The organism is Microcoleus sp. S36b_A4, assembly GCF_036700645.1.
GTDB lineage: Bacteria > Cyanobacteriota > Cyanobacteriia > Cyanobacteriales > Microcoleaceae > Microcoleus.
On record NZ_JAUBPI010000051.1, the window covers coordinates 34,544 to 44,369 of the forward strand.

General features: G+C 42.3%; 4 protein-coding genes and 1 pseudogene. All 5 read right to left on the reverse strand.

What is annotated here, in order from left to right:
• Window positions 1–29: 29 nt before the first annotated feature.
• A complete protein-coding gene (locus tag QUA03_RS17290) occupies window positions 30–4,856 on the reverse strand; it encodes an FkbM family methyltransferase (protein WP_333213475.1) in 4,827 nt (1,608 codons plus the stop codon).
• Between the two features lie 25 nt (window positions 4,857–4,881).
• Complete coding sequence (locus tag QUA03_RS17295) at window positions 4,882–8,154, reverse strand: FkbM family methyltransferase (RefSeq protein ID WP_333213476.1); 3,273 nt, start codon at window positions 8,152–8,154, stop codon at window positions 4,882–4,884.
• Between the two features lie 107 nt (window positions 8,155–8,261).
• On the reverse strand, window positions 8,262–8,654 hold the full coding sequence (locus tag QUA03_RS17300; protein ID WP_333213477.1) for a tetratricopeptide repeat protein: 393 nt from the start codon (window positions 8,652–8,654) through the stop codon (window positions 8,262–8,264).
• Window positions 8,655–8,868: 214 nt separating this feature from the next.
• Window positions 8,869–9,030, reverse strand: a complete 162-nt coding sequence (locus QUA03_RS17305; RefSeq protein ID WP_333213478.1) for a hypothetical protein — start codon at window positions 9,028–9,030, stop codon at window positions 8,869–8,871.
• 269 nt (window positions 9,031–9,299) lie between these two features.
• Window positions 9,300–9,734 (reverse strand): annotated as a pseudogene (locus QUA03_RS17310) (Uma2 family endonuclease); the annotation flags it as partial.
• Window positions 9,735–9,826 lie beyond the last annotated feature (92 nt).

The following is a 9,826-nucleotide window of genomic DNA, read 5'->3' on the forward strand; positions in this document are numbered from 1 at the left end:
AAAGTATCCTCTTCTTTTTCTAAAAATGATTATTCTTGAGTTAATAGGTAACTTTGATTTGGGGGTAAAGCGATTATATTCATGTTTCCGTGCAACTCCTCGGCGGAATTTACAGGAATTAGGTTCTGCAAGTAAGGTTGATAACGGAATAATCGATATCCTTTGCTTCTAAGGTAGTCAGCAACAGGTACATTGCTGTCTTTACTTCCCGCAGCAATATTTTCATACATAATGACGGGAGCAAATTCAGATAATATTCTGTCGCTGCCTGTCAATACTGACAGTTCGTGCCCTTCAACATCTATTTTGAGGAAATCTACTCGGCTCAAGTTTTCCTGCTCAATCAAGCTGTCTAGAGTAAAGCAGGTGACTTCTTCAAAAGAGTCTGGCTGCATTTCTGCGACAGCTTCGCCAGTGGCGATTTTGTTTAATTCACTGGCAGGGGAAAGAGATAAGCGAACTGTTCCAGAGCGATCGCTGGCAGCACCGGCACAAACTTTCACCCAGTTTAGATGATTTATTCTACAGGTTTCTTGCAAATAGCTAACGCAGCCAGAAAAAGGCTCTACTGCCAGCACGTGGCCTTGGGAACCGACCCGGAGAGCAGCGCTAAAGGTGTAAACTCCTACATTAGCACCCACATCGATAACAGTCATGCCTGGTGCGATCGCACTGCGCCAAAATTCTATTTCTTTTTCAAACCAGTCTTTTTCGGCAATCAATACGCTGCTGGTTATACAACCGTAAAACCTCGGTTCAACTGCTAATAAAAGTTGAGTTTCAAAAGGCACGTAAGTGAAGGGACTGTTAACTTCTAAGTCAGTCCATCTCCACTCTAGAGAATTGGGATGCTGTTGACCCAATTCTCTAGCAAAATTTAGCCATTGCTGGGCATATTCTATCTGCTCTAAATCTTTACAGGCGATGTATAGAGCTTGCAGCACGGGTGCTGAATCCGAGGAAATTTGTTTGGCACGGTGCAAATACATGACTCCTTCCGATTGATCGTTTAGCAGGCTGTATACTCCTATTTTTAAATTTATGGAACCAGAATCTGGTAAAACTTGAGCCGTTAGGTGCAGTAGCCTCATGCCAAATTCATTGTAAGAAATTATCTGCGACCGACCCAGGGCTTCAATTAACAATAATATCGATTGACTGCGAGCGTCTTCGGCTTGTAAAATTTGAGTTAGCTGTTCTGCTTGGTACGTCTTCAAACTACTACCTGTCGGTGGCAGATAAACAAGAGCTGGAGGAATTTTTTCTAGTGAGCCACCAGCAGACTGCTGAATATCAAGGGATACCAAAAAATGAAAAGCTTCTTTAATTGCTTCATCGGATTCTCCAGTCAGGGCAAGAACTAGGGCAAAATGAGCTGCACAGAGTGGATGATTGTATAAATCTACTGCACTCTTTAAGGCTTCTAAAGCTGTATTGATATATATTTCTTTGAGGGATGATTCCTGGCACTGCTCTGCTTCTATCAAGGCGACTACAGCAAAATTGTTTAAATCCGTCGCTGATACAGGTTCGTCCCAAGATGTATTTTCAATACTTGAAGCTACGCGCGACAAGGTATCTAAATCGATAGTCGGACAGTTTCTTTGGAGGTATTCTAAGTAGAAAAGGGCGGGCTTTTTTTCGTTAAAATTATTTTGTCTTTGAGAAATTCTGAGAAATAAACTTTCTGGTAATATGAACTGCCAATCTCCTGTTTCTGATTGGACGGCTCGCTTGCGACTGAAGCTAGCGAGATCGCAGCAGGGAAGATTTTCTGCTTTGGCTGCTGCGATCGCCTGTTTATTTTCGTTCTCTAAGACAAGTCTACCCTGGATGCGACTCAACAGCGCTTCCCGCTGTTTTTCCTCCAGTTGTCCTACCAAGGAAATTTCGGCACACTCAGTAACGTCCAAATCTTCTTCTATCAGCAGATTCATAGCGACACTGGATAAAATCAGATTTGCATCCTCGTCAGAAATGTTGCCAGTATCTACAAGTAATGTCATCTTCATTCGATCGGGGTGAGAGGCGATCGCCCTGATAACTTGTGTAAATTCTTCGCAAATCGTCTCTTCTGATGCTAGCCAATTTGGGAAAACGATTAAATTGATTGACCGCAGCTTTAAAGGCAAGAATGCTGCATCTATCAAAGCCAAACTCACCGTTTTCGCCATTTTCGACCACGAAAAATTTTGCGCTTGTTTGAGACCTGCAGCAATTAAGGCCTTGCGAACATCCGGCTTTTGCACTTCGCAAAGCGCATTCACCAGTCCGCTAACATCAGCATCGTTAACATATAATGCAGCTTTTCCTGCGACTTCAGGTATAGACGCATTTGCACAAGTAATGACTGGACATCCGCAAGCGATCGCCTCCAGCACAGGCAAACCAAAACCTTCATACTTCGAGGGATAAACCAGTGCAACAGCACCGGAATAAGCAGCTATCAACTCTTCATCACTCAGTTGCAGTACGATATGCACCGCACAACCTGATGTATAGTCTCTAAACTTTGTATCTAATAACAAATCACTACCCGTACAGACAATTTCAAACCCTTGTCTGCTTTCAAGTTGAGCAAAAGCCTGGAAAAACAAAGTTCCATTCTTATAGCCGATTCCAGGCCCGATTAAAAGAAAGTATGGCTTTGATATACCGTACTTGTTTTTAAAATGATTAACTGCCTCTGGACTCGCTGGTGCAAATTTACTGTTAACTCCGCAATGAGCTACAGTTACTGAATCTGAGGCAATATCTGGAAAAAACTTTACTAAGTCACGGGCTGTATTTTCGGAAATTGCGATGTATGCAGATGCGTGGTGAATCCCGAAATGCTTTTCACGCCACATCGGTGTACTTAAATTTACTCCTTCAACTTCTGGAATCATGTCATACGCTATGAATGCAGAGGGAGTTGATAGGGGAGTTGTGTAGTAAGTCGAGATAAATAAGTCTGCACTCTGTTCGTCACAAACTTGCTGTAGCATTGCGCGATCGGCATCCACTGTGTCATAGTTGTAAGCAGGCAAAGGACGGTACTGGATGCCGGGAATTTCCGGCACTGTTCCCGTTCTGTCAATAACAACTACGTGTTCGGAAAAACCGTTTTCTACCCATTCTTCTAACAGAGATTTCCAGACTCGAGCAATTCCCGTTTTATAGCGCTGAAAAAATACGCCGTCTACAATTATTTTGGGAAATGGCTTTTGAGGTTTGGCAGACTTTTGTTGGTGAGGTATTTGTACAAACTTCCAGGTATTGCTATCTTTTTCTTTCAGCGCGATCGGCTGGATGTCACAAGCCTTTGCAGTATCGACCGCAGTTAAATCTTTAACCCAGGGAAAATATTGACTCAAGCAAACCGGGAATCTAGTTTGCCGCTGCAACTGGGTCCATTTAGCAACAGCATTAGCATAACCGTAGTATTCCTCTTTAAAACGCAACTGTTCTATTGTGGCGTAAGCGAAATGTTGAAAAATTAGCCCAGCTTCTTCAGTTTCTTCGTGTAAAAAAGGATTGACCTTAGCCACATCGCGCCAACCGTCAGGATTAGGTTCCGCTAATATTGGGGGTTCATGTGCGGCCCAAAATGCTCCCGGCCTAAATCTCCAAGTACGCAACCATTCTTGTGCTGGATTCTGAGCATAACAATTGCGAGTGCTAATAACCAGATTTTCTCCAACAAAATACCAGCACCAGTAGAAAGCTGCTGTTTTTTCAGGATGATTGATAAACATCTGCCGCGCAGTACAAATTTGATCGGCTGTCCACAGTTCATCTACATCCAATTGCCACAGCAAACATTCCTCTCTAATGTTTGTCAATGGCGCATTCGTCATTTCGCGTTTTCCCTCCCAGAAAACACCTTCGGGTTTGCGATATACTGTAATGTTTTCAGGGTATTGTCTTGCCAGTTCGTCAATGTACTCAGCAGTTCCGTCATTACTGCGTCCGTTGTTGTGAATTTCGTCCGCAATTTTTCCCCCTGAGCTTAAAGACCAAGCTGTATCGTGCTTCAAGTCTGCTACACCCTCAACAATATGCCAGTGCCACTGAAAAGGTAACTCTTTTAAAACTTGGATATGGTAACGAATAAACGGTTGTCCATTGAGAACGATTGTGAAAAAATGTAGGGGGATATCGGAAATTTGGCGATTTTTTTCTATTTCTTCAGTCTTCTTGAAAACCGAATAACCGTGACGCAAAAATAGATTTTGCTCTACCAGTACATAGTGGGAATCTGAAAGTAATCTGCAATGATTCTGATAGTTTTTAAACGTATCTATGTCGTCAAGCATAATAAACTTGGCTCCATATATTTCGTCGAGTTCAACTCGCCCCGTAAATTCAGAGCCGTCTATTATCACTACATCAAAAATATCGATGTTATTTTCTTGCTTTATTTTTTTGATGCCGTTCGGCTCAACCCCGGATTCTTTAACATATTTTATATTATCTTGCAGCCAATCTATTACCTGTTCGAGTGGGTAAACTCTTAAACCTGTATTAATGTTGTTGTAGAAGTTGATAACTTCTTCTTTTTCGGGAAATTCTTCTAAAGAAACAGTAGAGACGTTGTAGCACTTGACAAAATCATCATTAGCATATCTCTTTTTTAGTTCAGCAAAGCGAGGTTGTGAAATTTCGATACAGAATAGCGTTGGGTTGTTCGGATTTTGCCGCATCCCTGTCACCAATGCCTCTGTACTTCCTTCTCCCGATGACGAGCCAATTTCTAAGACTGTTTTAATATCTTCGTTCTGAACAATCCTTTGAAGTGCCCGATAAAATTCATCATTTTTAATTTCAGGTGGAATTATCCTGTTGAACGACGATTTAGAAACGTTATTGTTCATAGTTGCACTCACTTAAACTTACTTTTTATAATTTGATATTTGCCAAGCTTTCTATTTTACAATGTGGCAAGTTACCTGCTCTGTGTGCCATCTGTTTATTTTCTTGCTCTAATACAATGCGAGCGCGGAGACGGGGCCAGAGAATTTCCCATTGTATTTCGCTCATCTGTCCGATTAATGTAATTTCCGGCACCTCGCCAACATCTAAATCCTCTTCCAGCAGCAAAGTCATGGTAACATTGCACAAAATAAGGTTAGCATCTTCTCGATCAATCTCGCTACTGTCTATCAGTAGAGTGATGCGAGATCGATCGCGATGAGCCAAAACAGCTTTGATGACTCCTGACAACTCGCCAGAGAGAGACTCTTCTGACTGATGCCAATTGGGGAAAATGATTAAATTAACTTCTCTGAGGTTTAAATCGTGGAGCGTTTCTTCAATCAAGTCAAGATTAATTGTTTTCGCAGTTGTTATTAATTTAGGGTTGATTTCGTCAGTATAGCCGATAACGTTGACATTCCGCAAAATTGGTTCGCTATTCCACGGATCGAAAGGGATGAGTTTTTGGGCAGACAAGTGCGGACGAAAGAAAAATTTGCCTTTTTCGTTGAGCATACAAGCTGCAAAGGAAAATGAGCTATTTGAAATTGCTACAATATCGCACTGGCTCAATAAATAAAAATCTGGATAAAATTCTGCTTCCGGTAACTCCAAACCTAAATCTTTGGTCGTGATGGGATTATACTCCTCAAAATCACTTAAAACTTTTTCCGGTTCATCGCTGGCAATAAATAGTATCGGTTCATCCAGAGTTTCCCACAAACCTTTTAGCCATTCTCTGTACCATTCGCTCGGTGCGATGAAGAAATCGCTGTAGCCGTAGTCTCCCCGCCGCAAATGCAAACCGACGATTGTTTTGCCATGCGATCGCAAACAATCCAAGGCATCCTTCATTTGAGTTTCTATTGTCGGCACAGGTTTGAACAGAGACCGAAAATACTCCTTGTGCGCTGCATAATACTTTGTATGGTACTGAAAGTAACCCCAAAAATCCACATCTTTGAAGGTTTCTTTGGCTTTTGGTATGCGAGCTTCTAAAAGGTTATTAGTTTCTTCGCTAACTACAGGTAACTCCTGAGAAATGGGCGAATCATTGCAACCAAAGAGAGCCTGACCAATCCAGGCAGGTGTCTCTACTTTCAAATTATGTTCTTTGGCATAGATTTTCAAGAAGGCATACTGAAATATTTGATTGGCAAACCGTCCGTTTCTACCAAGGGTGGACATTGTGACTGCGGGCTTTTTCACATAAAACGCATCGCCCCAAGATGGATGGAACGGTGTTGTCGTTGCTACGCGATCGAAACCGCACATCTCCAGAAAATCATCGATTTCGTCAATTAAAGCGCAGCCTTCATAGAGTTCTTCATAATTAACTTCCGTGTTTATTGCTTCAATATGTTTGAGAACGTTCGTTGCTCCCTGCAAAGCCAACAACTCTGCACCTTGAATGTCAATGTTTAATATATTAAAATCTGCGGGATTAACTTGAAGTTCTTCTAGAAGTGTATCCAGAGTTCTCGACTCCACAACTACACGCTCAACTTCCTTGATTTCTGGATAAAACTTTTGATGCTCCTTCAATGGTAAGATAGAACTGCTTTGATCCATAGAAGTTACATACAATGTGCTTGTGCCGTTGATGTTGCTAACTGCACAATTCACCGCTAGCACGTTAGGGAAACCAGCTATATTCGTTTTCAAACGTTCAAACACAGCAGGGTTGGCTTCAACAAACAGTACCCTTTGCACCCCCATTGCTCGGTATCTTGCAATTTCCTTGCCTTCGTGTGCCCCAATGTGAATAATGCCGCGCGGTGCAACAGAATGTTTTCCGCAAAGCTCCTGCAAATCGAGCAGATTTGGTGCTTCACTAAAAATCAAAGCTGTGAACCTCTCGTTCACTGCTAAAAAGTTGCTATACTCGTAATTCTCATATTCTGGTAAAAACTCGGGTAAAGGTTGTAAAGCATGGGGCAGTATTTTAAAGATTGTATAACGAAATTTTTGTAAATGCTCGAAGACTTGTTTGAATGTGATGTTGGCATCAACAAATGTTCCGCCATACTCACACTGAATATAATCCACTTTACCTTTTTGCAAGAGGCTAGTTGCTCCGCGAAGAACTTCTAGTTCGCCGCCTTCTGTATCAATTTTTAAGAAATTAATTCGCTTTATACCCCTTGTTTGGACATAATCATCAAGGGTAGCTGTTAAAATTTGAAATGGCTGAGGCGACGGAATATTATATTGTTTTTCGATTTCAAATCGGCGATGAAATGTACTCCATCCTGAAAATTTATCGTAGTAATAAAATTCCCTAATTTCCTGTTGGTGTGCTATTGCCAAGTTGTTTAACACGAGTTGACCGCTTTTAATCGGTTCAGCCAGGTTTTGTAGAAGTGTTTGATATATAGGCGGTGCTGGCTCAAACAAATGGATTTGAACGTCGGGGCATATGTTTAATACTTGATTTGTCCAGCTACCTATGTTTGCGCCAATATCGAAAACGACATTACCGGAAGCAATAAAATTTTCTATAATCTTTAATTCATAGTTATTGATGGACTCTACCGGGTTGATATTATTAGCAGACACCCCAGTGCTTTGATGATTTTGTTCCTGTTTCCCGCTGCCTGTATTGCCTAAAGTTGTGAGCAACTCTTGGCAATACTGAACAATTAGTTCTTTTGCCCGCGCCGGAACAGCAATAATAACATCATCAATAATTACAATATGCCTGCTGTTTTTTGAATTCAACAAATTTAATACTGCGCTAATATCCGGCCAGTGTTGAGGTGCATGGGGCGGGGGTGGAGGAGATAAAAACAATCGGGCATCATCAATAAAAATAAAGTGTTCGCAGTCGGAGCGGTTGATTATTTCGATTTCTGCGAGTAAGGGACACTCATCGATTTCTCCATAGGTTGGCCCTCCGCTCCAATGAGCGTCTAGCCAGAATAAACTTGGACTTTCAAGTTGTGATACTGTATTGTCAAGAAGGTTTCTGGTATCACCGTACAAAAAGTCTATGTTTTTGATATGACCGTATTTTTCGGTAACTTTTTGATAAAGGTCTTGAGAATACTCTATTGTAAAAACTTGTTCAAATACTTGGCTTGCCCAGTATGCTGTCTGGCCTTGATAAGTTCCTGTTTCAATAAAATTATTAATCCCGTAAGCTTCTTTTAGTTGGGAGATGATTTCTATTGGTGGCCCCATGCGTACTATGCCCATATTCAATCCTTTTGTGAAACTAACTAAGTCGGGTATTTAAATTAGGAAGGTACATTTAATTTAAGGATTTTCAATCTATCTTACTAAAAAAATTGACCGATCGCCTACTACTTCCCCTTCGCCTGCCTCAACAGCGCCTTATAATCAGCTCTGTCAGGATTTAGCTTCACCAACTTTTCCAAAGGCTCGATCGCCCCGATCTGATTATTCATCTGCAACCGCACATTTGCCAACCCCTCCAGAGCCGTCTGATTCTGCGGTTCCCGCTGCAAAACCGTCTCATATCCCCGTTCCTGGGCTGCCAGCAAAGATTCCTGAGAAACTGCTACTGGAGCAGATTTTTGTTGGTGCTGGCTGCTCAAACCGCTGCCGAACAGACTCACCATACCAAAAATTGCCGAACCACCAAAGCCAACCATTGATACTAACGCAAAAATCTGCTTAATTCGATCGCCCTTACGAACGCGACTATCACTAGATTTTTTCTGTGTACTTTCCATTGCTAACTCTTAGTGTCGCTGTTTTCCAGGCACTCGCAAAGCACCTAATCTCTAGAATGCCCAAGTTCGATCGCAAAACGATCGCCCTTCGCCATTTAAAATTTGAGGCCAATTCTAGCATAAAACACAAAATCTAAGATTTGTCAAGGACATTTAGGTGACAATAACACGCGGGCGATCGAGATCGGTGAAGCGCGATCGCACTTTTATTTCTTTAGCCATTATCTTGTGGCAATTGTCCAAACTGCTCTCGATACCGCGCTAGCAAAGATTCGAGTTCAGCAGCCCGTTGACTTTCCGCTTCAGCACGTTGACTTTCCGCTTCAGCACGTTGCCGTTCCGCTTTTAAAGCTGAAGCCAATTCATCGGGAATCAATAATTTCTCTCCATTATCTTCCAGATAAAACCCAAGCAGTTTTCCCTATATTTCTAACCGCAGTTGCAATACTTCGCTGCGATTCTCTCTAATTAATTGATACCCCTCTACTCAGGGCTGTTTCATTCTCAGAAAAACCCGGGTTTTGTAGGGGCGGTGCCCCCGTGCCCGCCCAGCCCATAGACGAGCGGGTCGGGGTTTCAGATATCGGGGCAACCACGGGGGGATTGCCCCTACAAGAGAATGAAACAGCCCTGCCCCTCTACTCCCAGTCGATACCCCCGCAATTGTTCGGGAATCCATTCACCTCTGGGGTCAAACACCCAGTATTCCTGAACTTCTAACCTTTCGTACAAGTCTTTTTTATTATTTTGATCTTCCGACTTTGTACCAGGTGATGTAATTTCAATAATCACTTTCGGCACTTGCCCTTCTTCCCAGATTTTGTAATTATCTCTGCCACCAGGTTCTACATCAAAAATCACCATCACGTCTGGTGCTACACGGACTTTTGGGAAACCTTGAGCGTAGTATAAAAATTGGTTTGCTAAAACAGTAGCTCGACGGTCGGCGAGGTATTGTTTTAAGACTTCTAAAGTGGTTAAAATTGCGTAAAGATGGTCGTAAGTTTCTGCCAGTGGTTCTCCATCAGCGCTAGGGTATACGATTTCAGAAGTTTTGAGGGTGGGAACGACTGCTGTCATGGTCGTGCTTCCTGTCTGGGGGGGTGACAAAGAGGTCTACGAGATAGACTGTATAAGGGTTGCAGCCCGCATACCTTGTTGATAAAAGCGGC

Coding starts and splice junctions, on each gene's coding strand:
- QUA03_RS17290 (WP_333213475.1), bottom strand. CDS start 4,856: ATGAACAATAACGTTTCTAAATCGTCGTTCAACAGGATAATTCCACCT.
- QUA03_RS17295 (WP_333213476.1), bottom strand. CDS start 8,154: ATGGGCATAGTACGCATGGGGCCACCAATAGAAATCATCTCCCAACTA.
- QUA03_RS17300 (WP_333213477.1), bottom strand. CDS start 8,654: ATGGAAAGTACACAGAAAAAATCTAGTGATAGTCGCGTTCGTAAGGGC.